Below are 23,466 nucleotides of genomic sequence, written 5' to 3'. Positions count from 1 at the left end.
CATACGGTGCGCGACGGCCGGGGCGCGGCAGGACATGGACCGGCCACGGCAGCCGTCCGCTGACCTGGCGATGGGGGAGCCGGGTCGGGGTGTACGGGACGCTGTCGTGGCCGGTGGTACGGGGTGTGCTCAGACCGCTTCGGCGGTCTCCGGGAGCTGTTCGGTGAGCAGGTCGGTGAGCCGGGCCACCTCGGGGAGGTCGCCGAAGTCCCTGGCCGCGGTGTCGACGGTCTTGCGCAGCCGGGTGTTGACCCGCTCGGACCGGACCCTCCTGGCGATCTTCATGGCCTGGGCGGCCCGCACGGCGGACTCCTCGGGTTCACGCTTGAGGAGGTGCACGGTGGCCATGCCGATCAGGTTGAGGGCGTAGGACCTCTGGTGCTCGGCGTCCTCGCCGAACAGTTCCACGGCGCGGGCCATGACGGGTTCGGCGAGCGAGGCGTACGTGGGACTGCGACCGGCCACATAGGCGAGGTCACGGTAGGAGTGGGCGTTCTCGCCGTGCAGCTCGGCGTCGGAGAAGAAGCGGATCCAGTCGGGCTCCTCCTCGTCGTCGAGGACGGCGTCGGCGAAGGTGTCCTCGGCCATCCGGACGGCCCGCTTGCACTTGCTCGGCTGGCCCGTGTTGGCGTACGCCCGGGCCTCCATCGCATACAGCATGGCCTGGGTGCGTCCGGTGGCGCAGTCCCGGCTTCCGTACTGCGCGAGGTGGATGAGTTCGAGCGCGTCGTCGGGCCGCCCGAGGTGGATCATCTGGCGGCTCATGCTCGACAGGATGTACGAACCCAGCGGCTTGTCACCGGCCTCCTTGGAGGCGTGCAGGGCCAGCACGAAGTACTTCTGGGCGGTGGGCTGGAGGCCGACGTCGTAACTCATCCAGCCCGCCAGTTCGGCCAGTTCGGCGGCGCAGCGGAAGAGCCGTCGCGCGGTCGCCTCGGGATGCGGCTCCTGCAAGAGGTCGGTGACCTCGTGGAGCTGGCCGACGACGGCCTTGCGGCGCAGGCCCCCGCCGCACTGGGCGTCCCACTGGCGGAACATCGCCGTGGTGGACTCCAGCAGATCCAGCTGGGGTGGGGAGAGGCGCGAGGGCCGGCCGGCGGTGGATACCGGTCCCGGGTCCGCCGGTGCGGAGGGGGATACGGGCACCAGCCAGCGCTGCATCGGCTCGATGAGCGTGGGGCCCGCCGCCAGGGCCAGGGAGCTGCCGAGGAAGCCGCGCCGGGCGAGCATCAGGTCGCTGCGGGAGAACTCGCTGAGCAGGGCGACGGTCTGCGGGCCGGCCCAGGGCAGGTCGACCCCGGCGACCGAGGGCGACTGGTGGGCGGTCCGAAGTCCGAGCTCCTCGACGGCCACCACGGCGCCGAAGCGCTCGGAGAAGAGCTCGGAGAGGATGCGCGGGATCGGTTCGCGGGGTTGTTCGCCGTCGAGCCAGCGCCGCACCCGGGACGTGTCGGTGCTGATGTGGTGGGCGCCCATCTGGCGCGCCCGTCGGTTCACCTGGCGGGCGAGTTCGCCCTTCGACCAGCCGCTGCGGACGAACCACGATCCCAACTGCTCGTTGGGGCGCTTTCCGGCATTCGTCCCGCCTGCGCCGCTGCCACCCACTGGAACGCCCCCATCCCGCCGAAACCTGTCGCCGCGAACCTCTATCAGAATGCTGTGCGTGGGTGCCGTCCGTACGGCCGTCGCCGCCGTCGAACAGTAAGTCGGATTGCCCGGGGCATACCCCTGAGCGCACATGCAATTGCAGACTCGGATACCGACAGTAATCCACCGATCACCGCTGCGGCGAGGGCGATCACAGAAACGCCACCATTCGCCACCCCTTCGGATGAACGCACCACGCCCCGGCCGCGATTGACTTGACAGAGCGCGACCAGTGACGCGCGGATTGAAGCATTCAGGGGCGCGTGCCGAGGGCGCACGCCCTGCGGCATCACCCCGCGCCGCCGCATCGCCGGCGCCGGACGACGTCTGGGGCTCCGGGGTCGTAACCACCGCTGAGTCGGACCCGTTGGAGGGGGCATGGGCTTCACGATCGGCGGCATCCACGAGAGGCGGGCGGGCTCGCGGCGCCGCGGCCGGACGGCCGGGGCGACGGCGGTGGCCGAGTACACCGGGCTCTGGGGCTGGGCTGTGGCACCGGGCGCCCGGGCCGCGTCCGGTGCCTGTTCGTGCGGCGACGCCGCGTGCCCCGCTCCCGGGGCGCATCCGCTGGGCTTCGCCCCCGAGGTTCCGGCGGGCGCGCCCTTCCGGGTCGCCGCTGACGTCTGGGCGCGGGTGCCGGGTGCCTCGATGCTGCTACCCGTGGGACGGACCTTCGACGTGCTCGACGTCCCCGAGGGCGCCGGGCGGCGCGCCCTGGCCCGGATGGAGCGGATGGGCCTGCCGCTGGGGCCGGTGACGGTGACGCCGTCCGGACGGACCCAGTTCTTCGTCGCCCCCGGGGCCGCGGCCGGGCTGCCCGGGCTGCTCTACCGGATGGGCTGGGACGACGCGGACCTGGATCTGCGGGCCCTGGGCCCGGGGTCCTACATCACGGCTCCCCCGTCGGACCTGGGCGGCCTCGGCCCGGTCGGCTGGCTGCGCGAGCCGGTGCGGGAGACGGCCGCCACTCCCCCGCAGGCACGCCTGCTGCTGGGCACCCTGGCGTACATATGCCACCGCTGGTGAACGCCGAAGGGCGGTGACTCCTCCCGTGTTTCCGGGGAGGGTGCACCGCCCTTCGGGCGTCACGGCAGGTACGGGGGTCAGTCGCCGATCAGGGCGTCGACGAAGGCGCCCGGCTCGAACGGGGCCAGATCGTCCGGCCCCTCGCCGAGGCCGATGAGCTTCACGGGCACACCGAGCTCGCGCTGGACGGCGATGACGATGCCGCCCTTGGCGGTGCCGTCCAGCTTGGTGAGGACGATGCCGCTGATGTCGACGACCTCCGCGAAGACCCGGGCCTGCACCAGGCCGTTCTGCCCGGTCGTGGCGTCGAGGACGAGGAGGATCTCGTCGAGCGGTCCGTGCTTCTCCACGACCCTCTTGACCTTGCCGAGCTCGTCCATGAGGCCCGTCTTGGTGTGCAGCCGGCCCGCCGTGTCGATGAGCACCACGTCGGCGCCCTCGGCGATGCCCTCCTTCACGGCGTCGAAGGCGATCGACGCCGGGTCGCCGCCCTCGGGGCCGCGGACCGTACGGGCGCCGACGCGCTCGCCCCAGGTCTGGAGCTGGTCGGCGGCGGCGGCACGGAAGGTGTCGGCCGCGCCGAGCAGGACGCTGCGGCCGTCCGCGACGAGCACCCGGGCGAGCTTGCCCGTGGTGGTGGTCTTGCCGGTGCCGTTGACCCCGACGACCATCACGACGCCCGGCGTCTCCTCGCCGCCCTCCGTACGGACCGTGCGGTCGAAGTCGGGGCCCAGCAGGGCGACGAGTTCCTCGCGCAGCAGCGCGCGCAGCCCTTCGGGCGTACGGGTGCCGAGGACACGGACCCGTTCACGGAGCCGCTCCACCAGTTCCTGGGTGGGGGCGACGCCGACGTCGGCGGTGAGGAGTGTGTCCTCGATCTCCTCCCAGGTGTCCTCGTCGAGGTTGTCGCGGGACAGGAGCGTGAGCAGCCCCTTGCCCAGGGAGTTCTGCGAACGGGCGAGCCGGGCGCGGAGCCGTACCAGACGGCCCGCGGTGGGCTCGGGCACTTCGAGCGCGGGAGCCTCCGGCTCGACGACCACCGGGGCTTCCTCGACGGGGACCTCGGTGCCGGGGAGACCGACCTCCTCGATGGTGCGCCGCGCTTCGTCGCGCGGCGCCTCGGGTTCCTCGCCGACGCGTGGTTCGGCGGGGGGAGTGATGGTCGGCGTGCTCGACGGCGCCGAGGGCGGCAGCTGCTTCTTCTTGCGGCTGCTGACCACGAGCCCGCTGATCAGGCCGACCGCGACCAGGGCGATGACTACAGCAAGGATGACGATGTCCATAACGCGTCCAGTATCGGCCACGGCCGTGGTCCGGGCGCGGTTGCGGAGAAGGTGTGAGGGCCGCTTGATGCGTTATGCACCGTTTGGGAGTACACGCCTGCTGGTGCCTGGGGAGAACCGTGGCCTGAGCCCGATGACAGGCGCCGAGCAGATCCGGGGTCGCGCTCCCTTCCCGAGGTGGGTGGCGGTGGCTGTACGAGGAGGTCTCGCCGCAAGGCTCCCGGTCACCCGCTGGGCCGAAGACCGATGACGGGTGCCGGCCGTCGGCGTGCCCACACCGGTGCTTCCGTCCGGACCGGTCGGGCGGGGTCGATCGCCGGGAAGCGCGGGGGCGCGCCCGGCACGGGGCCTCGCGGCGGTCTTCGGCCGCCGCGGCACCCTCGCGCCCTGCGCCCTGATCCCCGCGCCCAGCGCCCCGCGCCCCGCGCCCTGTCGGCGTACGCGCTTCTCGCCGCTCCCGCGGCCGTGCGCTCTCGAGGGGGCACCCGGGCCGGTCCACGACAGCGCACCGCCCCGGTCCGGCGCGGGGCCGGACCGGGGCGGTGGCCGGTGCCGAGGAGAGGGACAGCGGGGATCAGCCCATCTCCTCCAGCGCCTTGCCCTTGGTCTCCTTCACGAACTTGAGCACGAAGGGGATCGACAGCACGGCGAAGCAGGTGTAGATGATGTACGTGCCCGAGAGGTTCCACTCGGCCAGGCTCGGGAAGCTGGCGGTGATCGCCCAGTTGGCGATCCACTGCGCCGAGGCGGCGACACCGAGGGCCGCGGCGCGGATGCGGTTGGGGAACATCTCGCCGAGGAAGACCCAGACCACGACCCCCCACGAGAGGGCGAAGAAGAGCACGAACACGTGGGCGGCGATCAGGGCGACGATGCCTTCCGCGGTCGGAAGCTTGCCGTCGACCAGGTCCGCGGAGAAGGCCCAGGCCTCGAAGGCCAGCGCGACGGCCATGCCGGTGGATCCGACGAGCGCGAGAGGCCGCCGGCCCACCCGGTCGACGAGGATCATCGCGATCACGGTGCCGATGATGTTGATGATCGACGTGGTGAACGAGTAGAAGAACGAGGCGGACGGGTCGATGCCGACGGACTGCCAGAGCGTCGCCGAGTAGTAGAACGCCACGTTGATGCCGACGAGCTGCTGGAAAACCGAGAGGCCGATACCGACCCAGACGATCGGCAGGAATCCGAGGCGGCTCCCGAGCAGGTCGCTGAACTTCGACTTGTGCTCGCGGCGCATGGCCGTCTCGATCTCGAGGACGCGCGCGTCGAGGTCGACGTTCTTGCCCTCGACCTCTTCCAGGATCTTGCGGGCCCGCTCTTTCTTCCCCACGGAGATCAGGAAGCGCGGCGACTCGGGGATCGCGAACGACAGGAGCCCGTACAGGACGGCGGGGACGACCATCACGCCGAGCATCCACTGCCAGGCCTCGAAGCCGAGGATCTTGCCGCGCTGGTCGCCGTCGGCGATCTGCAGGATGCCGTAGTTGACCAGCTGCGAGATGGCGATACCGACGACGATCGCGGCCTGCTGGAAGGAGCCCAGGCGGCCGCGGTAGGCGGGCGGCGAGACCTCGGCGATGTAGGCCGGGCCGATGACGGAGGCCATGCCGATGGCGAAGCCACCGATGATGCGCCACATGGCGAGGTCCCACAGCGCGAACGGCAGCGCGGAGCCGACGGCGCTGATGGTGAAGAGCACCGAGGCGATCTGCATGCAGCGGATGCGGCCGATCCGGTCCGCGATGCGTCCTGCCGTGGCCGCTCCGATCGCACAGCCGATCAGAGCGATGGCGATGACCTGGGCCAGGGTCCCCGAGCCGATGTCGTAGCGGTGACGGATGGCCTCCACGGCGCCGTTGATCACGGAGCTGTCGTAGCCGAAGAGGAAGCCGCCCATCGCTGCGGCTGCCGTGATGAAGATGACATGGCCGAGATGGTCCGGGTGCGCCTGTCTGGCTCCCGACTCCGGTCCGCGCTCTGTGCTGGTCACATGAATCTCCTGATGCCTGGCCGCAACGTCAGGCGTGGGGGGTGAGCCTTCCCAGTGGCGCACAACTTGCCGTCGACCACCACTTGAAGGCAAAAACAACATTGCCGAGAGTATGCGTTCAAGTTTCGAAGTCAATACCGGGGCATGGCCCGCGGTTACTCCCACATACCCCGAGACTTCCGACAGGCGCGTTGAAGGCTTGTAGATTCGGTGAAGACCGTGTGATCGACACACGTACCGCCGATCGGTCTCAGCGCAGGCGCTGGCTGATCACCTTGGAGACCCCGTCGCCCTGCATGGAGACGCCGTACAGCGCGTCCGCGACCTCCATCGTGCGCTTCTGGTGGGTGATCACGATGAGCTGGGAGCTCTCCTGGAGCTCCTCCATGATCCGGATCAGGCGCTGCAGATTGGTGTCGTCGAGCGCCGCCTCGACCTCGTCCATGACGTAGAAGGGGCTCGGCCTCGCCTTGAAGATGGAGACCAGGAGGGCCACGGCCGTCAGGGACCGCTCGCCGCCGGACAGCAGCGAGAGCCGTTTGACCTTCTTGCCCGGCGGCCTGGCCTCGACGTCCAGTCCGGTCGTCAGCATGTGGTCCGGATCGGTGAGGACGAGACGCCCCTCGCCCCCGGGGAAGAGCCGAGAGAAGACGCCTTCGAACTCGCGCGCCGTGTCGCGGAACGCCTCCGTGAACACCTGCTCCACCCGCTCGTCGACCTCCTTGATCACCTGCATCAGATCGGCCCGTGTCTTCTTCAGGTCTTCAAGCTGCTCGGAGAGGAACGTGTGCCGCTCCTCGAGCGCCGAAAACTCCTCGAGGGCGAGCGGATTCACCTTCCCGAGTTGCTGATACGCCCGTTCAGCCGCCTTCAGCCGTCTCTCCTGCTCGGTCCTGACGAACGGCACCGGCTGATTGCGGGGGTGGTCCGGATCCTGTGGCAGCTCCTCACCGTCGGCCGCCGGGGACGGCGGCACCAGCTGGTCGGGGCCGTACTCGGCGGCCAGACCGGCCGGCTCCACGCCGAACTCCTCCAGTGCCTTCGTCTCCAGCTGCTCCACGCGCAACCGCTTCTCGGCCCCGAGCACCTCGCCCCGGTGCACCGAGTCGGTGAGCCGGTCGAGCTCCGTCTTGAGGTCCCGGCCCCGGCCGCGTTCGGCGGCCAGCTCCCGCTCCCGCTCGGCCTTGGCCGCCTCCGCAGTGGCCCGCTCCTGCTGCGCCCGTACGACGGACACCTCGATGTGCGCCAGCAGCTGGCGGGCGCCGGACGCCACCGCCGTGGCGACCGCGGCCTCGTGGCGCAGCCGGGCGCGGCGCTGCTCGGCACGGACGCGGGCCTCGCGCTCGGCCCTGGCCCCGCGGTCCAGGGCGTCGGCCCGCCCGGCGAGGCCCTTGACCCGCTCCTCGTGGGTGCGGACCTGGAGACGGGCCTCCATCTCGGTCTGGCGGGCGTTGGCCCCGTCAGCGGCGAGCCGGTCACGTACGGAGGTGTCCGGTTCCTCCTCCACCGGCGTCTCCTGCGCGACCAGCAGCCGCTCCGCGAGCTCCTCGGCCTCCTCCGTGGCCCGCTCCAGCGCCTCTTGGGCGCGGGCCGCGGACGCGGTCATCCGTTCGGCCTCCCCGGCGGCGCCGCGGGCCTGGCCGGCCAGCCTGCCGAGTTGCTGGGCCACGCCGGACTTCTCCCGGTCGGCGGCCCGGCGCCGCTCCCCCAGCTCCTCCACCTCGGCGGCCGCCCGGTCACGCAGGGCGGCCGACCTGCACTGGGACGCGGCCAGTTCCTCGCACCGCACGGCCAGCTCGGCCAGCTCCGCGGCGGCCTCGTCGACGGAGGCCTGCACCTCCAGCAGGCTGGGGGCTCCGGCTGATCCGCCGTGCGCGAAGTGGGAGCCCAGTACGTCGCCCTCAGCCGTCACCGCGGTCAGCCCGGGGTGCGCCGCGACCAGGTCCTCGGCGTCCTCCAGCGTCCCCACGACGACCATGTCACGCACCAGCCGCCGCACGGCCGCCATGAGTTCGGCGGGCCCCTGCACCAGTGCGGCGACGGCCGGCGCGGCGGCTCCCTCCGTGGTGAGAGCCCGGCCGGTCGCCGGGGACGCCGTCTCCCCCGTCCGGGCCACCGGCAGGGCGTGGGCGCTCCCGCCTGTCCGGCCGGGCAGGAAACCGGCGGCCGGCTCGTCACCGGAGGCCGGTCGGAGTGCGGGCGCCTCACCGAGCGCGGGCACGTCACCGGGTGCGGGCACGTCATCGGCGGTCGGTCCCGATACGTGTGCCTCACCGAGTGCGGGCACATCACCGGACGCGTACACCGGGGCCGCGGGCGAGGTGGTCAGTTCCGCACTCGGGGCGGGGACCTGCCCGCCCCCGCTGCCGGCCGGTACCAGGGCCGCGCGCCCGCCGTCCTGCTTGCGCAGCAGGCGGATCGCCTCCGCCGCCGTGGCCGGGTCCGTCACCGCGACGGCGTCGGCCGCCGCACCCAGCGCCGCCGCCACCGCGACCTCGTACCCGGCGGAGACCGTGAGCAGTTCCGCCGCCGGCCCGAGGATTCCCGGCAGCCGGTCGCCCGCGCCGAGCAGGGCGCCCGTGCCGTCCTTACGCCGCAGCCCCAGGGAGAGCGCCTCGTGCCGGGCCGCGACCGCGGCGCGCTTGCGCTCCGCCGCGGTGGCCGCGTCCCGCGCGCCGCCGAGGGCGGTCTCCGCCCGGGCGAGTTCCCGCTTGGCGGCGTCGTGCCGCTCGGCCAGTTCCGCGTCGTCCGCGTCCAGGCCCTCGACCTCGGCCTTGAGCTGCTCGTACTCCTCCTGCGCGGCGACCGCCCGTTCCTGGGCGGCGTCCCGGGACGCGGCCAGCCGGTCGATCTCGGCCTGCGCCGAACCGGCCCGGCTGCGGGCGGCGTTGACCTGGCCGTTGAGCCGGGCGAGGCCCTCGCGCTGGTCGGCGATGGCCCGGGCCGCGTCCCGGAGCCGGCGCTCCTCCGCCGCCAACTCGCGTTCCAGTTCGGCCCGGTGCGCGGTGGTGTCCTCCAGGGCGTGCTCCGCCGCTTCGAGTGCGGCCTCCAGTTCCGCCTCCTGCTCGCGGATCCGGGCGGCCTCGCGCTCCATGTCCTGCGGGTCTCGCCCGCGCCGCTCCTCCTCCTGTGGCGCGGTGGCGCTCTTCACGCGCGCGTCGGCGAGCGAGACCGTGCCCCGTACCCGCTCGGCCAGCTGCGAGAGTTCGTACCAGGTCTGCTGAGCCCGCTGAAGGCGCGGCGCCAGCCTCCGGACCTCGTCCTCCAGGTCCGCCTCACGGGCGAGTGCCGCCTTGAGTTCGCCCTCCGCCGCTTCCCTGCGCCGCTTGAGGGCAGCCTCGTCGGCGATCTCGCCGCGCAGCGCCTCACGGAGGCGCGCCAGGTCGTCGGCGAGGAGGCGGAGCCGCGCGTCGCGCAGGTCGGCCTGGATGACGGCGGCCCTGCGGGCCACGGCGGCCTGCCGGCCGAGGGGTTTGAGCTGGCGCCGCAGTTCGTCGGTCAGGTCCTGGACCCGGGCGAGATTGGCGCCCATCGCCTCCAGCTTCCGCAACGCCTTCTCCTTGCGCTTGCGGTGCTTGAGCACGCCGGCCGCCTCTTCGATGAAGGCGCGGCGCCCCATGGGATCGGCCTGCAGGACGGAGTCCAGCCGGCCCTGCCCGACGACGACGTGCATCTCGCGGCCGATACCGGAGTCCGAAAGGAGTTCCTGGATGTCGAGCAGCCGGCAGGTGTCGCCATTGATCTGGTATTCGCTGCCGCCGTTGCGGAACATGATCCGGGTGATCGTCACTTCGGCGTACTCGATGGGCAGTGCACCGTCAGAATTGTCGATGGTCAACGACACTTCCGCGCGGCCCAGCGGTGGCCTGCCGGTGGTGCCGGCGAAGATCACGTCTTCCATCTTGCCGCCGCGCAGGGATTTGGCCCCCTGCTCCCCCATGACCCAGGAGAGAGCGTCCACCACATTGGATTTGCCGGAGCCGTTGGGCCCGACCACGCAGGTGATCCCCGGCTCGAAGCGCAGGGTCGTGGCGGAGGCGAATGACTTGAAACCACGTAGGGTCAGGGCCTTGAGGTGCACGCCGCCGGACTCTACCTTTCCCTCCCGGTTTCGCTGACGAAGGCGCAGGGCACATCAGACGGTAAGCGAAGAGCGCTCCATCAGGGGCAGGCCGGGGGGAATGAAAAAAGGGACGCCGAAGCGTCCCTTGTCCATCGTGCAGAGTCGGCGTGACGGATCGCGTGCGGCCAGGGATGACGAGCATTCCTCGGCGCCCAGGACGACGATCCGTGACGAAGACATTCCGGTGGTGATCTCGAGCGAGTGGCACGAGCTGTCCGACCGGCCCTGCCGGGCCGGCGATCAGGTCAGCGCGGGCTCCGCCTGGGGTACGTCGATGTCGATGCTGTCGAGCAGCGACTCCTGGTGCTGTGCGGCGGCGCTGAGCGCGTCGTTCTCGTCCTGGATCCGGGCAAGCTCGGATTCAAGATCCTGGACGCGCTGCTGAAGCCGTCGCATCTCGGCGAGGAGTCGCGGGTCGGAACCGCCGACGTAACCGAGAAGCGCCTTTGCCATGATGGATGGTCCTCCACACTGAGTGACCGACCGATGCGGTGTGGGTCGTGAGGGAATCGCACCCGCGGTGCTCGGCAGTGGCCGGTCGTCACTGCGGCTCTGCTGTCAACCAGCACTGCCGAACAGCCAAGGTGCGCGGGGATTTCAGCGTCTCACCAAAAAGTTTGACGGTCAACACGATCACGCCCCGTGAGGAGGGTGTCCCGGGGGCGCACGCCTGGACGATCATTCGGCGCGGCTCTCCTGCGGGACCCCGAGGGGCGTGGAGATCTTCGTTAATGCCGCACCCTCGCATGACATCCACTTCTTGGCAACCATGCTCCGCCGACGGCTGCTTTCGCAGGTCATTTCGGGTGCGCGCTTCCCGGGGCCCCTCGCGCCCGCCCCTCGCCACGCGCCGCACTCACAGAGGATCGGCCCCGCCTCCGCCGCCCGGATCAGCGGATCGCGAATCCTTCATAACCACCCCGGGGCGTGTCCCAGATCTCAGTCACACCTTCCACCTGGCCGGGTGTGTCGCCGGTTGCGAGCCAGTCGAGGAGACGGTGGCAATTCTCACGCGGCCCTTCCGCGACGACCTGGACACGGCCGTCGTCCAGATTGAGGGCGAAGCCGGTAAGACTTCCGATCTCCAAAGCATTTGCCCTGGTGAACCAGCGGAACCCTACTTGCTGTACTCGGCCGCGTACCCATACGACGAGTCGTGCGTCTTCGTTCATGCCCGAACGCTAACCGCCCAATTGATCGAGGAGCGCGTCGCCCGAATACGCCATGGCGTACAGTCCCGTCGCAATAGCTCACCCGATCGGGTGAGCCGGACGGTGGACACGGTGTCGTCGTAGCGGCGCTCCGAGCACGAGGAAGGCACAGCGCATGGGACGCCATCGACGCGCAGGCGCAGCCCCCGCAGCTGAGCAGCAAGCCGCGCGCGCTGCCGAAGCACCCCGCGGTTCCCGCCGGAAGAGGCGGAGCGGAGTGCCCCTGCGCACCGGCCTGCTCGGGGTCTCCGCGGCCGTGGCCGTCGGCGCCGTCGCCGTCGCGTCGGGTCTGCTGCCGGGTGGCGACACCTACAGCATCAGCGGTGGCTCCGCCCCGGACCAGGTCCGCACGGGCGGCGCTCCCGACCTGCTGACCCAGGGTGGCTCCTCCGCAGATCCCACCGGGCGCGCCTCCGCCTCCGCGTCCGCCCAGGCCGGAAGGGGTACGGACCGTTCCGCGGCGCCGTCGAAGTCCCCCTCCGCCACCCCGGACGGCAAGCCGTCGCCCACCGCGTCGAAGCAAGTCCGCCGGCAGACGGAGAAGCCGGCCGCCACGAGGAAGCCGGCACCGGCCAGGACGCCGGAGCGGACCACGGCACCGTCCGCGGAAGCGAAGAAGAGTGCGCCCCCGGCTTCGAAGGCCCCGGCGGCTCCCCGGGCCACCCCCGCCTCGCCGAGCCACGCACCCTCCTCACCGGCCGCCGCCTCCGCGCAGGACGCCGTGCTCGCTCTCGTGAACGAGGAGCGCTCCAAGGTCGGCTGCCGCCCGGTCACCGCCAGCGCGTCCCTGACCGCTCTGGCCCAGGACTTCAGCGAGGACATGGCCGCGCGCGGCTTCTTCGACCACACCGATCCGGACGGCGCCACCCCCTGGGACCGCGCGGCGAAGGCCGGTGTGACGGGGCTCGGCGGCGAGAACATAGCCCGCGGCCAGGCCGACGCACAGGCCGTGATGGACGCCTGGATGAACAGCGACGGCCATCGCGCAAACATTCTCAACTGCGATTACACGACACTCGGCGTGGGTGTGCACTTCGGCTCCGGCGGCCCCTGGTGGACGCAGGACTTCGGCTTCTGAGGCCCGGCCGGCCGGTCCCGCCCGAGCGCGACCGGTGGGAGGGGCAAGGCCGACCGGACGAACCGGCGCCTCACTCATGCGGTGAAGGCGCGACAGCCCCCGAGCTGCGGCCTTGCCCACGCGCATCCTACGGTCCAGCACTCTCCGCGAGTAAGCGCTGTACGGGCGTAAGCTGGCGCCATGGACGAGTCGGAGACGAACGGCGACGGCCTGAACGGCGACGGCCTCTGCCCCTTCGATGTCTTCTCCCGTCAGTGCCCCTCGCGCAAAACACTGGAGCACGTCACGGGCCGCTGGGGCGGTCTCACCCTGGGGGCCCTCCTCGAGAGCGGCCTCCGCTTCAACGAACTGCGCCGCCGCGTCGACGGGGTCAGCGAGAAGATGCTCTCCCAGACCCTGCACGCCCTGGAGCGCGACGGCCTGGTGCTCCGGGAGGCCCGCCCCACCAACCCGCCGCGCGTCGACTACGAGCTGACCGGTCTGGGGCGTGAGGTGGCGGGCAGGCTGCTGGACCTCATCCAGCTCGTGGAGGGCCGGATGCCCGAGGTGCTCGACGCGCGCGGCCGTTACGACGCCGCCCGCGAGGGCTGACCCCGCCGGCCCGTACGGTCCCCGCGCGTTCAGCCCGCCCGCGGCGGGCGCTGGCAGCGGGGGCAGAAGTAGCTGGACCGGTTCATCCACGGCCGGCGGCGCATCGGCGTACCGCAGCGGTGGCAGGGCTCGCCCTCGCGGCCGTACGCGTCGAGCGACCGGTCGAAGTAGCCGGATTCACCGTTCACGTTGACGTACAGACTGTCGAAGCTGGTCCCGCCCTGGTCGAGGGCCTCGCGCATCACGTCCCGGACATGGCCGAGCAGCCCGGCGGTCACGGGGCGGGTCAGCGTCGCCGTCGGCCGTTCGTAGTGGATCCTGCTGCGCCAGAGCGCCTCGTCCGCGTAGATGTTGCCGACTCCGCTGATCAGCGACTGGTCGAGCAGGGCGCGTTTGACCGTCGTACGGCGCAGGCGCAGCGCCGTGTGGAACGCGGTGTCGTCGAAGGCCGGGTCCAGGGGGTCGCGGGCGATGTGCGCGATGACGTCGGGCAGTCCCTCGGGGGTGTTGTCGTGGAGCGAGAGCCCCCCGAAGGTGCGCTGGTCGACGAAGCGCAGCTCCGTGCCGAGGACGTCGTCGAAACGGAATCTGATGCGCAGGTGCTTCTCGTCCGGGGCCGCCTCCGGCCGCACGAGCAGTTGGCCGCTCATGCCGAGGTGGCCGAGCATCGAGAACTCCCCCTCGTCGAGGGGGACCCAGAGGTACTTGCCGCGGCGCATCGCCGTGCCGAAGCGCAAGCCGCGGAGGCGGGCCGCGAAGTCCACCCCACCCGCGAGGTGCCGGCGCACGGCACGCGGGTGCAGCACCTCGACCTCGTCGACGGTGCGCCCGGCGACCCAGCGCTCCAGGCCCCGTCGCACGACCTCGACCTCGGGCAGTTCCGGCACGGTGAACACTCCTTCGGGACGGGAAGACACAGCGAGAGCCCCCCGGTGCACCAGGCACCGAGGGGCTCCCCGAAACGCTCAGGCCGGAGCGGCGTCCGTGTGCGGCGCCGGAGTGGCAGGGGTGTCGGCGGCCCCTGCCTCCGCGGCGGTCTTCGCCGCCGCCTCCCGTGCCTCCGCGGCGGCGCTGATCTCGCGCCAGGCGGATTCCGCCGCCTGCTGCTCCGCTTCCTTCTTGCTACGGCCGGTGCCGGTGCCGTACGAGACACCACCGACGCGAGCGGCAGCAGTAAAGGTCTTCTCGTGGTCGGGGCCGGTCTCCGTGACGAGGTACTCGGGGACTCCGAGGCTCTCGCTCGCGGTGAGCTCCTGGAGACTGGTCTTCCAGTCCAGGCCGGCTCCGAGGTTCGAGGACCTGTCGATCAGCGGGTCGAAGAGCCGGTGAACCAGCTCCGAGGCCGCGCCGAGGCCCTGGTCGAGATAGACGGCGCCGATCACCGCTTCCAGGGTGTCGGCGAGGATGGAAGCCTTGTCCCGGCCCCCCGTACCCTCTTCACCGCGGCCGAGCCGGATGAAGGAGCCGAGTTCGAGGCCGCGGCCCACTTCCGCAAGCGCACGCGAGTTGACCACCGCGGCCCGCAACTTGGCCAGCTGGCCTTCGGGCAGGTCGGGGTGGGTGCGGTACAGCGTGTCCGTGACCACCAGGCCGAGCACCGAATCCCCGAGGAATTCGAGCCGCTCGTTGGTGGGCAGACCGCCGTTCTCGTACGCGTACGAACGGTGGGTCAGCGCACGCACCAGAAGGGCGGACTCGAGGTGATACCCGAGCCGCCCTTCCAGAAGCGTGTGGGACGAGGCTGTGTTGACGTTGTCTGCCTGCTTCTTGGCGCTGGACAACTCAGACATCGGGCCTCTCACCAGCCGCTCAGACCTCGAGGACCTGGCGCTTGTTGTAGGTGCCGCAGCTCGGGCACGCAATGTGCTGGAGCTTCGGCTCCTGGCAACGCTCGCACGAAACCAGGGTGGGGACCGCAGCCTTCCACTGCGACCGGCGGTGGCGCGTGTTGCTGCGCGACATCTTCCGCTTCGGAACAGCCACGGCTACTTCTCCTGCTTCTCGTCGACGCCCGGTTCGGCGCCGCCCATGTTGTCCTTCTCGCCGTCCTGAACGGTCTCGGCGAGTCCTTGCAGTGCCGCCCAACGGATGTCGACGGCATCGTGGTGGTGGCCCGGATTCTCGTCCAGCCTGATTCCGCACTCGGAACACAGACCGGCACAGGTCTCCTTGCACACCGGCTGCAGCGGCAGTGCGAGCACCACCGCGTCGCGCAGCACAGGCTCGAGGTCGAACAAGCCGTCCTCGAGAAAGAACCTGTCCTCGTCGTCCTCGGCGTCGTCGACCGGGTCCGCGGTCCTGCTGCGGTTCCGGTCATCGGCGTCAGGGTACGAGAACATCTCCTGGAAGTCCGCTTCCACATCGAGGTGCAGCGGCTCCAGACACCTTACGCACTCCCCCTCGGCCGTCGCACGGGCGGTACCCGTGACGAGCACCCCTTCCATGACCGATTCGAGGCGGAGGTCCAGCGCCAGGGGCGCGTTCTCCGGCACACCGATGACCCCGTCGATACCGAGGTCCTTCGGCGCCTCGACCGAGCGGGTCAGCCGCTTCAGGGCACCAGGACGCCGACCCAGCTCCCGCGTATCGAACACGAGGGGGTTGCGGTGGTCGAGGTGGCCGTTCAGGGCTTCTCCTGCTTTCGGGATCATGCGCGAGGTGGGGCTTCGGGAGGGCCGCCCCGGTCCGGAGAGGATGCGGGCAGCCGGGATCGCGGACATACGCGCGACCGAAGAGCCAGGATACTGGACGTACCGCCCAGCTCCCAATCCGGTCCGCCCGCCCCCCGGGCCCCGGCCTCAGCGGCCTTGCTCGTACCGGCGGAGCTGCTCCAGGTCGATCATGCTCGTGTCGAACAGACTGGTCTCGTCGAGCGCGCTCTCACCCTGCTGCGCGGGCGCCTGGGCCTGCTGCGGCCAGGCGTGGTCCTGCTGCTGGTTCGGGTCGTAACCGCTGTGCTGCTGGTTCGGGTCGTAACCGCCCTGCTGCTGGTAGGCGGCGTACGGGTCGGGCTGCTGGTAGGCGGGATAGGGGTCCGCCTGCGGGAGCGGCTGGTCCTGGTAGGCGTACGTCTGCGCGTACTGCGGCTCGGGCTGCGCCTGGACGGGGAAGCCGGTCTGCGAGGGGTCCTGGTAGTCGGCCGCCGGCGCGTAGTCCGGCTGTGCGGGCTCGGTGTACTGCGGCTGCGGAGCCGGTGTGGCGAGCTCCGCGAGACCCGCCCAGTGGTCCTCGTCACTGGTGCGCAGCGTGGCGCCCCCGGCCTCCTGCGCCGCCATGTGCGCCCCGAGCTCGTCGGTGGCCACCCGGCCGTGCAGCTTCTGCCTGCCGCGGCCGACGGCCTCCAGCGTCTTGGCCAGCACGGCCTCGAAGGCGCCGAGTTTCGTGTCGACATAGTCGTCCGCGCGCCGCCTGAGCGTCTCGGGGTCCGCGCTGCGCTCGGGCGCCTCCGCGAAGTCCGGGTCCTCGTAGCCCTGCTCGTCGAGCCCCTCGCCGCGGCCCAGGAGCTTCTCCCGGCCGCGGTCGACGGAGCCGATGGTCTTGGTGAGGACGACCTCGAAGTTGGCGAGCTTGCTGTCGACGTACTCGTCGGCCTCGGCCCGGACCTGGTCGGCCTCCCGGCGGGCCTCGGACAGGATCCGGTCCGCCTCCGCCTGGGAGCGCCGGGCGATCTCGGTGCCGGAGATCAGGGAGCCCCGCTCGGCGCGGGCCGACTCGATGATCCGCTGGGCCTCCTGCCGGGCCTGCTCGACGAGCTGCTCCCTGCCGCCGATGAGCTCCTCGGCGTGGGCGAGGGAACCGGGCAGGGCCTCGCGCACCTCCTCGAGCAGCGCGAGCAGCTCGGCGCGGTTGACCACGCAGGAGGCCGACATGGGCATGGAGCGGGCGTTCCCGACCGTTTCGACGATCTCGTCGAGCTTCTTCTGCACGTCCACCGTGTGCTCGCCACTCTCTGCTGCTGTTGGAGACGGACGGGACGACTGTAAGGCCAGTCGCCTCCCGCCCGACACCTGGTGACGGGTGGTCAGCCCGTCACGCGCGGCGCAGCCGTTCCACCAGGGCGTCGTGGACCGCCGGGGGCAGCAGGTGCGAGACGTCGCCTCCCCAGGTGGCGACCTCCTTGACCAGGGAGGACGACAGGAAGCTGTAGGTGGGGTTCGTGGGCACGAAGAGCGTTTCCACCCCCGAGAGCCCGTTGTTCATCTGGGCCATCTGCAGTTCGTAGTCGAAGTCGCTGACGGCGCGCAGGCCCTTCACGATGGCCGGGATCTCGCGCTGCTTGCAGAAGTCGACCAGCAGGCCGTGGAAGGACTCGACCTGGACGTTGCCGAAGTCGGCGGTGACCTCGCGGATCAGCTCGATCCGCTCCTCGACCGTGAACAGCCCCTTCTTGGACTGGTTGATCATCACCGCGACGTGCACGACGTCGTACAGCTTCGAGGCTCGGCCGATGATGTCGAGATGTCCGTTGGTGATGGGGTCGAACGACCCCGGACAGACGGCGCGGCGCAACGTGGTTCCCTCGCTCTCCGGTGCGGTCATCGTGCGTCGTCGCACGTGGAAGCGGCGCGACCGTACCAAAGCGTTCCCTCGCCGTAACGACGGGCCCGCAGTGGCTCGAATCCCGGCGGCCAGCTGAATTCTCCGCCCCGTGTGCTCCGTTCCACCGTGACGAGGGCTTCGCCGGAGAGCCACCCCTCAGCACGGAGTGTGAGCAGGATCTCGCCAAGATCGTCATCTGTGACGGCGTACGGCGGATCGAGGAACACCACGTCGTACGGCATCTCCGGTGCCGGACCTGTCACGATCTGCTCGGCTTTGCCTGCCCGGACCTCGGCACCCGGCAGGCCCAGGGTGCGGACGTTGTCGCGGACGGTGCGGACGGCCTTGGCGTCGACCTCGACGAGCAGCGTGTGGGACGCCCCGCGCGAGAGCGCCTCCAGGCCCACGGCGCCGGAGCCGGCGTACAGATCGGCGACGCGGATGCCGTCGAGCGTGCCCAGGAGCGCCTCCCACGTGGAGAACAGGCCCTCGCGCGCCCGGTCGGAGGTGGGTCGGGTGCCGGTGCCGGGCGGGACGGCCAAGCGGCGGCCGCCGGCCTCACCTGCGATCACGCGGGTCATGGGTGTCTGGTCCTCGGGTCGCGGGCGGCGCGCAGGACGGGACGCGCGCCGTGCTCCCACGATATGGCGTCGGGGTGGATGCGGCCCTCACCCCTTGTCGAGGTACTCCTCGCGCTCCTTGTCCAGGAGGGCGTCCAGCGCGGTGCGCAGCTCCGGCAGGCCGTCGAGGTCCGGATCGGCCGCGACGACGCGGACGGCCTCCTCGCGGGCCGCCGCGATGACCTCCTCGTCGTCGATGACGCTGAGCACCCGCAGGGAGGAGCGGACGCCGGACTGGGCCTGGCCGAGGACATCGCCCTCGCGGCGCTGTTCGAGGTCGATCCGGGAGAGCTCGAAGCCGTCGAGGGTGGCGGCGACCGCGGAGAGCCGGGCCCTGGCGGGACTCGCCTCGTGGGCCTCGCTGACCAGCAGGCAGAGGCCGGGGGCCGAGCCGCGCCCGACCCGTCCGCGCAGCTGGTGCAGCTGGGAGACGCCGAAGCGGTCGGCGTCCATGATGACCATCGCGGTGGCGTTGGGAACGTTGACCCCGACCTCGATGACGGTGGTGGCGACCAGCACGTCGACCTCGCCGGCGGCGAACCGGCGCATCACGGCGTCCTTGTCGTCGGGGTGCATCCTGCCGTGGAGCACCTCGATCCGCAGACCGGCCAGGGGACCCCGGGAGAGCTGGTCCGCGATCTCCAGGACCGCGAGCGGCGGGCGTTTCCCGGCCTCGTCCTCGGGGGCCGTCTGCTTCTTCTTCCCCTTCTTCCCCTCCGCCTCGTCGGCGTCGTCACCGATGCGGGGGCACACCACGTACGCCTGGTGGCCGTTCTCGGTCTCCTCGCGGACGCGCTCCCAGGCGCGGCTGAGGAAGTGGGGTTTGTCCTTGGCGGGGACGACATGGCTGGCGATGGGCGAACGGCCGGCCGGCAGCTGGTCCAGGACGGAGGTCTCCAGGTCACCGAAGACCGTCATCGCGACGGTGCGGGGGATGGGGGTGGCGGTCATCACGAGGAGGTGCGGCGGCTGCTTCCCCTTGGAGCGCAGGGCGTCGCGCTGCTCCACGCCGAAGCGGTGCTGTTCGTCGACGACGACGAGGCCGAGGTCGTGGAACTTGACCTTGTCCTCGATCAGCGCGTGGGTGCCGATGACGATCCCGGCCTCGCCGGTGACCAGGTCGAGCAGTGCCTGGCGGCGGGCCGCGGTGCCCATGGAGCCGGTCAGCAGGACGACCTTGGTGCCCCGGGCGGAGCCGCCGGGCGCCCGCCCGGCGCCCGGCCGCGGCCCCTCGTCGGGAGGCGCTTCGCTCCACAGTCCCCAGTTCCCGGCCAGCTCGCCCATCATCTCGGTGATGGAGCGGTGGTGCTGCTGGGCGAGGACCTCGGTGGGGGCCAGCAGCGCGGTCTGCCCGCCGGCGTCGACGACCCGGAGCATGGCGCGCAGGGCGACCAGGGTCTTGCCGGAGCCCACCTCACCCTGGAGCAGCCGGTGCATGGGGTGCTCGGTCGCCAGGTCACCGAAGATCTCCTCGGTGACCTTCTGCTGGCCCGCGGTCAGGGTGAAGGGGAGACCGGCGTCGAAGGAGTCGAGGATGCCGTCGGCGACGGCTCCCCGGGCGACCGCCGGGAGCTGCTTGTCGGCGTACCGCCGGCGGGCGAGGGCCACCTGGAGGACGAACGCCTCGTCCCACCGCAGCCGCTCGCGCGCGGCGGCGATGTCCGCCTTGGTACGCGGCCGGTGGATCTTGAGCAGGGCCTCGGGCAGCGGGACGAACCCCCGCCCTTCGCGCAGGGACGCCGGCAGCGGGTCCACGGCGTCCCCCGCGCTCGGCAGAACGGTGTCGACGGCCTTGGCGATACGCCAGGAGTCGAGCTGCTTGCAGGCCGGGTAGATCGGCAGGAGCTGCCCGGCGAAGGCGTCGACGGCCTCGGTCGCCTCGTCCTCGCCATGGGCGTCGAGGAGTTGGTACGTGGGGTGGGCGAGCTGCATCCTGCGGTTGAAGACGGACACCTTGCCGGCGAACATCGCGCGCCGGCCGGGCAGGAGCTCCTTGTGGGGCTTGTGGACGCCGTGTCCGAAGAAGACCAGCTGGAGCCTGCCGCTGCCGTCGGTGAGGGTGACTTCGAGGCGTTTGCCGCGGCCGTTGTTGAACATCATGATCCGCGCGTCGGCGACCTGGGCGACGACCGTCACGTGCTCGTCCAGCGGGAGTTCGGCGAGCGCCGTGAGGCGGCCGCGCTCCTCGTAGCGCCGCGGGTAGTGGTGCAGCAGGTCACCGACCGTGTGCAGGTCGAGGTGTTCGGCCATCACCTTCGCGGTGGCTCCGCCGAGCAGCTTCTTGAGGGGTTCGTCGAAAGCGGACACGCGGTCCATTGCACACCACACCACTGACAGATGTCGCGGGGCGCCGGACCACGGAGGGTCGTCACTCGACGCCGATCAGCAGGGGTGCCGTCTGGTGGCCGCCCCGGTAGACCACCGTGTCGACGGCCAGGTGGCCGTCGCGGACGTGCGCGCACAGGGCGTCGGCGACGGCGTCGGGGACGCCCTCGCCGAGGACGAGGGTGACGAGTTCGCCGCCGGCCGACAGCATCCGGTCCAGGACCGTGCGGGCGGTGCCGGGGACGTCCTCGCCGATCACGGCGACGTCCCCGTCGATCAGGCCGAGGACGTCACCGGCCTGGCAGACGCCGGCCATGGTCCACGACTGCCTTTCGGCGACGGCCAGTTCGGCGTACCGGGTGGCGCCTGCCGCCGCTGTCATGGCGACGACGTCCTCGTCGAAGCTGCGGTCCGGTTCGTGGACGGCGAGCGCGGCGAGGCCCTGGACGGCGGCGCGGGTGGGGATGAGGGCCACGCGGACGCCTTCGGTCCTGGCCTGCTCGGCGGCCGCGGCGGCGGTGTGGCGCAGCTGGGCGTCGTTGGGCAGCAGGACCACCTCGCGGGCGTGGGCCCGGCGGATCGCGTCGACCAGCTCCCCGCTGGCGGGCGGCTCTCCCGGGCGTGCCAGCACGGCGGTGGCTCCCGCCTCCGCGCAGAGGCCCGAGAGGCCGTCGCCGGGGACGACCACGACGACCGCGCGCTGGGCCGGCTCCTGGCGGGTACGGACGCGGTCGGCGGCGAAGTGGGTGATCCGGATGCGGTAGGGCCGGCCGGCCTCGACCCCGGCCTCGACGGCCGCCCCGGCGTCGTCGACATGGACGTGGACGTTCCACAGGCCGTCGCCGCCGACCACCACGAGGGACTCCCCCAGGGCGTCGAGCCGGCCGCGCAGCCGGGCGACGTCGTCGTCCCCGGCCTCCAGCAGGTAGATCACCTCGAAGGCGGGGCCGCCCTCGGGGTCCGGCTCGGCGCAGTTCCCGGTCAGGAGCAGGGCGTCGGGGTCCGCCGTCCTCACCACCTGGGCCGGGGCCCGGCCGCCGACCGCCTCCAGCAGCGCCCCGAGGACGGCCACCAGGCCCTGCCCGCCGGCGTCCACGACGCCCGCGCGCCCGAGGACGGCGAGCCGGGCGGGAGTCGCGGCCAGGGCGGTGAGCGCGCCTTCGTACGCCGCGTGGAGCACCTCGGTGAGGTCCGTGGCCGGGGCGGTGGCGGCCGCGGCTTCGGCGGACGCGGTGGCCACGGTCAGCACGGTGCCCTCGACGGGGTGGGCGACGGCCTGCCGGGCGGCGGCGGCGGCCTCGGTCAGCGCCCTGCGCAGGTGGTCCGCGTCGCCGCCCTCGGCCAGCACGCCCGCCATACCCCGCAGCAACTGGGCCAGGATGGTCCCGGAGTTGCCGCGGGCACCGATCAGGGCCCCGTGTGCCATGGCGCGTACGGCGTCGGCGGGGGCGGGCGAGGTGCTGCCGGTCTCGTGGGCGGCGAAGACGGCTTCGACGGCCGCCGCCGCCGACTCGACGGTCAGGTAGAGGTTGGTGCCGGTGTCCCCGTCGGCGACCGGGAAGACGTTGATCGCGTCGATCGCCCGGCGCTCGCGGCCCAGTGCCTCCAGGGCCAGGGAGCACCAGGTGCGCACCGCGACGGCGTCCACATCGTCGGGGGGCTGCGGCACCGTCGGTCCTCCTTGGGGCGGCCGTGGGGGGCGGGCTGCACCGCAGGGTAGCCCTGCGGGGAGCGTCCGCCGGGGACAGGGGCGGGACAGCCGGCCCGGCAACCCGTGGTAGTTTCGTATCTCCGGAGCAGGCGTTGTATGCTGCTTCGGTTGCCCGGCGAGAGTCGGGCCATTCCTCCGGTACCGCCACTTCAGTAAAATGATTCCGGCGCGCCGGAATTCACTGTAAGTGCATCTGAAGTCTTTGGAGTGACCCGTGGCTGCCAACTGCGACGTTTGCGGCAAGGGGCCGAGCTTCGGCAACAGCATTTCGCACTCGCACCGCCGTACGTCCCGTCGCTGGAATCCCAACATCCAGCGCGTGCGTGCCGTGGTCGGTCGGACGCCGAAGCGGCTCAACGTCTGCACCTCGTGCATCAAGGCCGGCAAGGTCGCGCGCTGACGTTCCCGTCGTAGCGCAGCCTTCCGGTTGCCCAAAAGGCCGGTCCACCTCGGTGGACCGGCCTTTTGCCACGCTCCGGGGCAGGTACGCCTCAGCCGGTCGCCGTACCGCTGCGCGTCGCCCACCCGTGGTCGACGGGGCCGATGCCGCCGCCCAGCGCGAACCCCGCCCGGATCGCGCCGGTGACGTACGCCTTCGCGCCCCGTACGGCGGTCGGCACGTCCTGGCCCCCGGCGAGCCCGCACGCGATCGCGGACGCCAGGGTGCACCCCGTGCCGTGGGTGTGCCGGTTGTCGAGCCGGGGTGCGCGCAGCCAGTGTTCCTCGCTGCCGTCCGTCAGGAGGTCCACGGCCTCGCCCGGCAGGTGCCCGCCCTTGACGACCACCCAGCGCGGCCCGTAGGAGAGCATCGCGGCAGCGGCTCGCCGCATCCCCTGTTCGTCGGTGACCTCGACACCCGTGAGCTGGGCCACCTCGTCGAGGTTCGGGGTGGCCACCGTCGCACGGGGCAGCAGTTCGGTGCGTACGGAGTCCAGCGCCTCGGCCGCGAGCAGCGCGTCGCCGTGCTTGGAGACTCCCACCGGATCCACGACGACGGGGGCGTCCGTCTCCGCGAGGAGCGCGGCGACGGTCCCGACGAGTGCGGCCGAGGACAGCATGCCGGTCTTCACGGCCTGGACGCCGATGTCGTCGACGACACTGCGGTACTGGGCGCGCACGGCCTCCACCGAGAGGTCCCAGGCCCCCTGCACGCCCAGCGAGTTCTGGGCCGTCACCGCGGTCAGCACGCTCATCCCGTGGGCGCCGAGGGCGAGCATCGTCTTCAGGTCGGCCTGGATGCCCGCACCGCCGCCGGAATCGGATCCGGCGACGGTGAGCACGCGGGGCGGTACGGCGGTGTTCCCGGTCATGACCGGGAA

Annotated in this window: 20 protein-coding genes; 4 read left to right on the top strand and 16 right to left on the bottom strand. The window is 71.7% G+C overall.

The window, feature by feature from the left end; translation table 11 throughout:
- Positions 1 to 129 precede the first annotated feature (129 nt).
- The gene (locus ACH4VO_RS03270; RefSeq protein ID WP_360997433.1) at positions 130 to 1,605 is read right to left on the bottom strand and encodes a hypothetical protein; all 1,476 of its coding nucleotides are present in this window, start codon (positions 1,603 to 1,605) and stop codon (positions 130 to 132) included.
- 420 nt (positions 1,606 to 2,025) lie between these two features.
- Here ACH4VO_RS03270 and ACH4VO_RS03265 point away from each other — a divergent pair, with 420 nt between their 5' ends.
- Positions 2,026 to 2,673, top strand: a complete 648-nt coding sequence (locus tag ACH4VO_RS03265; RefSeq protein WP_360997431.1) for a bifunctional DNA primase/polymerase — start codon at positions 2,026 to 2,028, stop codon at positions 2,671 to 2,673.
- Between the two features lie 77 nt (positions 2,674 to 2,750).
- Here the strand turns inward: ACH4VO_RS03265 and ftsY are convergent, their stop codons facing one another.
- The 5 genes from ftsY to ACH4VO_RS03240 all read right to left on the bottom strand — a co-directional run bounded on the left by ftsY (position 2,751) and on the right by ACH4VO_RS03240 (position 11,244).
- Positions 2,751 to 3,956 (bottom strand): signal recognition particle-docking protein FtsY, encoded by a 1,206-nt coding sequence (ftsY, locus tag ACH4VO_RS03260; RefSeq protein WP_360997429.1) that lies wholly within the window; start codon positions 3,954 to 3,956, stop codon positions 2,751 to 2,753.
- A gap of 574 nt (positions 3,957 to 4,530) precedes the next feature.
- On the bottom strand, positions 4,531 to 5,949 hold the full coding sequence (locus tag ACH4VO_RS03255) for a sugar porter family MFS transporter (RefSeq protein ID WP_360997428.1): 1,419 nt from the start codon (positions 5,947 to 5,949) through the stop codon (positions 4,531 to 4,533).
- Positions 5,950 to 6,199: 250 nt separating this feature from the next.
- Entirely contained in the window at positions 6,200 to 10,030 is a 3,831-nt protein-coding gene (locus ACH4VO_RS03250) for an AAA family ATPase (protein ID WP_360997426.1), read from the bottom strand.
- Between the two features lie 282 nt (positions 10,031 to 10,312).
- Complete coding sequence (locus tag ACH4VO_RS03245) at positions 10,313 to 10,525, bottom strand: hypothetical protein (RefSeq protein ID WP_360997424.1); 213 nt, start codon at positions 10,523 to 10,525, stop codon at positions 10,313 to 10,315.
- Between the two features lie 437 nt (positions 10,526 to 10,962).
- Complete coding sequence (locus ACH4VO_RS03240; RefSeq protein WP_360997422.1) at positions 10,963 to 11,244, bottom strand: acylphosphatase; 282 nt, start codon at positions 11,242 to 11,244, stop codon at positions 10,963 to 10,965.
- Positions 11,245 to 11,398: 154 nt separating this feature from the next.
- Here ACH4VO_RS03240 and ACH4VO_RS03235 point away from each other — a divergent pair, with 154 nt between their 5' ends.
- On the top strand, positions 11,399 to 12,361 hold the full coding sequence (locus ACH4VO_RS03235; RefSeq protein ID WP_360997420.1) for a CAP domain-containing protein: 963 nt from the start codon (positions 11,399 to 11,401) through the stop codon (positions 12,359 to 12,361).
- A gap of 180 nt (positions 12,362 to 12,541) precedes the next feature.
- Positions 12,542 to 12,952 carry a helix-turn-helix domain-containing protein gene (locus ACH4VO_RS03230; protein ID WP_360997419.1) on the top strand — a complete coding sequence of 137 codons (411 nt, stop codon included), beginning with the start codon at positions 12,542 to 12,544 and terminating at the stop codon, positions 12,950 to 12,952.
- 29 nt (positions 12,953 to 12,981) lie between these two features.
- On the opposite strand, the gene mutM is transcribed toward ACH4VO_RS03230, so the two are convergent.
- From mutM to ACH4VO_RS03185, 9 genes are all read right to left on the bottom strand, one after another.
- On the bottom strand, positions 12,982 to 13,839 hold the full coding sequence (gene mutM, locus ACH4VO_RS03225; RefSeq protein ID WP_360997417.1) for a bifunctional DNA-formamidopyrimidine glycosylase/DNA-(apurinic or apyrimidinic site) lyase: 858 nt from the start codon (positions 13,837 to 13,839) through the stop codon (positions 12,982 to 12,984).
- 78 nt (positions 13,840 to 13,917) lie between these two features.
- Positions 13,918 to 14,742, bottom strand: coding sequence for a ribonuclease III (rnc, locus tag ACH4VO_RS03220; RefSeq protein ID WP_360997415.1), 825 nt, complete (start codon positions 14,740 to 14,742; stop codon positions 13,918 to 13,920).
- 19 nt (positions 14,743 to 14,761) lie between these two features.
- Entirely contained in the window at positions 14,762 to 14,935 is a 174-nt protein-coding gene (gene rpmF, locus ACH4VO_RS03215) for a 50S ribosomal protein L32 (protein ID WP_003965982.1), read from the bottom strand.
- A gap of 2 nt (positions 14,936 to 14,937) precedes the next feature.
- Entirely contained in the window at positions 14,938 to 15,603 is a 666-nt protein-coding gene (locus ACH4VO_RS03210) for a DUF177 domain-containing protein (protein WP_360997475.1), read from the bottom strand.
- A gap of 147 nt (positions 15,604 to 15,750) precedes the next feature.
- Positions 15,751 to 16,884 carry a cell division initiation protein gene (locus tag ACH4VO_RS03205; RefSeq protein ID WP_360997413.1) on the bottom strand — a complete coding sequence of 378 codons (1,134 nt, stop codon included), beginning with the start codon at positions 16,882 to 16,884 and terminating at the stop codon, positions 15,751 to 15,753.
- 97 nt (positions 16,885 to 16,981) lie between these two features.
- Positions 16,982 to 17,461, bottom strand: a complete 480-nt coding sequence (coaD, locus tag ACH4VO_RS03200) for a pantetheine-phosphate adenylyltransferase (protein ID WP_360997473.1) — start codon at positions 17,459 to 17,461, stop codon at positions 16,982 to 16,984.
- 26 nt (positions 17,462 to 17,487) lie between these two features.
- Positions 17,488 to 18,072, bottom strand: coding sequence for a 16S rRNA (guanine(966)-N(2))-methyltransferase RsmD (rsmD, locus tag ACH4VO_RS03195; RefSeq protein WP_360997411.1), 585 nt, complete (start codon positions 18,070 to 18,072; stop codon positions 17,488 to 17,490).
- Positions 18,073 to 18,159: 87 nt separating this feature from the next.
- Positions 18,160 to 20,427 carry an ATP-dependent DNA helicase RecG gene (recG, locus tag ACH4VO_RS03190; protein ID WP_360997410.1) on the bottom strand — a complete coding sequence of 756 codons (2,268 nt, stop codon included), beginning with the start codon at positions 20,425 to 20,427 and terminating at the stop codon, positions 18,160 to 18,162.
- Positions 20,428 to 20,479: 52 nt separating this feature from the next.
- Positions 20,480 to 22,105 carry a DAK2 domain-containing protein gene (locus ACH4VO_RS03185; protein WP_360997409.1) on the bottom strand — a complete coding sequence of 542 codons (1,626 nt, stop codon included), beginning with the start codon at positions 22,103 to 22,105 and terminating at the stop codon, positions 20,480 to 20,482.
- Positions 22,106 to 22,361: 256 nt separating this feature from the next.
- Here ACH4VO_RS03185 and rpmB point away from each other — a divergent pair, with 256 nt between their 5' ends.
- Positions 22,362 to 22,547: a 50S ribosomal protein L28 gene (gene rpmB / locus ACH4VO_RS03180; RefSeq protein WP_003965989.1), complete on the top strand. Its 186-nt coding sequence runs from the start codon at positions 22,362 to 22,364 to the stop codon at positions 22,545 to 22,547.
- A 91-nt stretch (positions 22,548 to 22,638) separates the two neighbouring features.
- On the opposite strand, the gene thiD is transcribed toward rpmB, so the two are convergent.
- The gene (gene thiD, locus ACH4VO_RS03175) at positions 22,639 to 23,457 is read right to left on the bottom strand and encodes a bifunctional hydroxymethylpyrimidine kinase/phosphomethylpyrimidine kinase (RefSeq protein ID WP_360997408.1); all 819 of its coding nucleotides are present in this window, start codon (positions 23,455 to 23,457) and stop codon (positions 22,639 to 22,641) included.
- Positions 23,458 to 23,466 lie beyond the last annotated feature (9 nt).

Source organism: Streptomyces sp. NPDC020780 (assembly GCF_044334475.1).
In the GTDB taxonomy this organism is placed as follows: domain Bacteria; phylum Actinomycetota; class Actinomycetes; order Streptomycetales; family Streptomycetaceae; genus Streptomyces.
Note: the sequence above shows the minus strand (reverse complement) of the source record. Positions and strands in the feature narration are given on the sequence as shown.